Here is a 2,173-nt window from a genome sequence, read left to right as displayed (position 1 = left end):
GGTCGCATCATGAGGTGCTGGCTCCAGAAAGAGTTCGGGAGCACAGCTTCGAGCATCAGATTTCGACTTGGAATGTGGGCTTCATGGAGCGCTTACGATCAAGCCGGGTGGCGGTTGACGTTGAGCAACCGCCAGCTGCATTGCATTGCATTGCATTGCACTGCACTGCACAGCAGTTCAGCGGGCATGTTCGGCGCCATTGACCAGCCCACTACCTTGCGTGAGAACAAGTCCAGCACCACAGCCAGATACAACCAGCCACTGCGGGTTCGGATGTAGGTAATGTCTGCTACCCAGGCCTTGTTCGCCGCCTCGGGTTCAAATTGGCGATTCAATACATTTTCAGCAATCGGCAGGTCATGTTTGCTGTCGGTGGTGTGCACAAATTTACGCTTCCAGGCCGAACACAGGCCGTTGACGCGCATCATGCGGCGAATCTTGTAAATGCCTACTTGCATACCCTTTGCGCGTAACGCTTTACGCAATGGGCGACTGCCATAACAGCCGCCACTTTCAGCAAACGACGCCTTGAGTTGCAGAGCAACGGGGCAGATCGATGCAGGAGCCTCAGCGCGCTTGTTGGCCTCGTAGAAGCCGGATCGACTAACCCCCAACAAACGGCACACATACGCCACCGAATAAGCCTTCTGTTGCAGCTGGCGAACCAAGCGGTACGTTACTTCAGCTCGCGGGCAAAGAAGGCGGTGGCTTTTTTTAATACATCGTTATCCATCTTGAGCTGACGGTTTTCTTGCTCCAACTGGCGAATACGCTGTTGCTCAGAGGTCAGCGGCTTGCCCCAACTTCTCGGCCTCATACTGTTGTACCCAGCGTCGAACGGCCGTATCACCAATATCAAGATCACGACAAACCTGTGAAACACTCAGGCCCTGGTCCTTGATCATCTTTACAACTTCCAGCTTGAAGCTGTCGTCGAATACTTTGCGTTTGTCGGTCATGGAGAACTCCTCAATAGGTGTATTTTCCACCTATCGGGGTGTCCGGGGAAATTAGACCACTACACTTTACCTAAAGATATTCATAGCGTTAGGAAGCCTCCCCACCGAGAAAAAAACGCTCTACAGCGTTTTCATAGAACACGTAGATCAGTCATTTGAAGCTTCGCTTTTTTTTCGTCATATATCAACTCAAGGGAAAGAGTCAGGTCGCTCATTCCTTCTTCCTCTGTCCACAGTGGTACATCCAGAGCTAAGCCAGAGCCATCGTTGTACTCATAAGTATCTATTTTCTCTACGAAAGACGCTGGAGGCAATACTAATGTATTACCGTACTCGGAGAGTCTCGCTTCAATATCATGTTTGTTGAGTCTGCCATACCATTTTTTGGCGGAAATTTTATCAAAATTGCCATTAACGAGTGCGTCAATAAGATCAATTATTTCTAGTTCGAGGCTCTTATCAATTTTCATTTTCGTCTGTTTCCTGGTATGCGAGTCGAAGTCTCCGGCTTAACATCAATAGCCTTGAAGTGCTCGTCAGCATTTCTGATCAAGGCCTTTGCATCATCTTTCTTAATTCCGGCTTTACGCAATGCTCTGAAAGCAATTCTGCGTTCGGCTTTATAACTCCCTCCGCCAGCTCGGCGTTGAGCTTGTGTTGCTTCGTAATGATGAGTGCCTTTCTGCGTAGAGGGGCCCGGTAGTTGTACTGCTGGCGCTGCTTTTCGATCATACCCAGGTAAGTCACGTACCGCAGCATCTTGGATGATGTGGTGCGCATCTTTTGCTTTCGCATCAGTCAGTTCTTTGTAGCTTCCGCTTACTACAGGAAGGCCGGGTTCACCCTCATTTACTTTCGTATTTATTGCGGGATCTTCTATCGCGTTTGGAGGCTTACACGCATCTCCACCCGGACAAGTATCCAGGCCCAACGGATCCACCCACCCCGTAGGGTTAGGCACGTACTGGTAGTTGTTCAACCCACCCGCAAGCTTGATCGGATCCGGCGTCAAAAACCGTCCAGTGCCCGGATTGTAGTAGCGATGCCGGTTGTAATGTAAGCCCGTTTCCGCATCGAAATACTGGCCCTGGAACCGCAACGGGTTGTCGATTTCGGCAACATCGAGGGTCGCGAGGTTGCCGTAGGCACGGTATTTCGCCGACCACATGATCTCGCCGCTGTAGTCGGTGAGTTCCTGCGGGGTGCCGAGGTGG

Annotated in this window: 2 protein-coding genes and 1 pseudogene; all 3 read right to left on the bottom strand. The window is 50.9% G+C overall.

From position 1 onward, the window contains the following. Window positions 1-96 precede the first annotated feature (96 nt). Window positions 97-959: pseudogene (locus ACXPVS_RS27245) on the bottom strand (IS3 family transposase); the annotation flags it as partial. A gap of 131 nt (window positions 960-1,090) precedes the next feature. Continuing rightward, window positions 1,091-1,429, bottom strand: a complete 339-nt coding sequence (locus ACXPVS_RS27240; RefSeq protein WP_458512644.1) for a DUF7668 domain-containing protein — start codon at window positions 1,427-1,429, stop codon at window positions 1,091-1,093. After that, on the bottom strand, window positions 1,426-2,173 hold a 748-nt coding region (locus ACXPVS_RS27235), incomplete at its 5' end, for an RHS repeat-associated core domain-containing protein (RefSeq protein ID WP_458512643.1). The genes ACXPVS_RS27240 and ACXPVS_RS27235, both read right to left, overlap by 4 nt.

It is taken from the genome of Pseudomonas sp. Ma2-10 (genome assembly GCF_054330215.1).
Note: the sequence above shows the minus strand (reverse complement) of the source record. Positions and strands in the feature narration are given on the sequence as shown.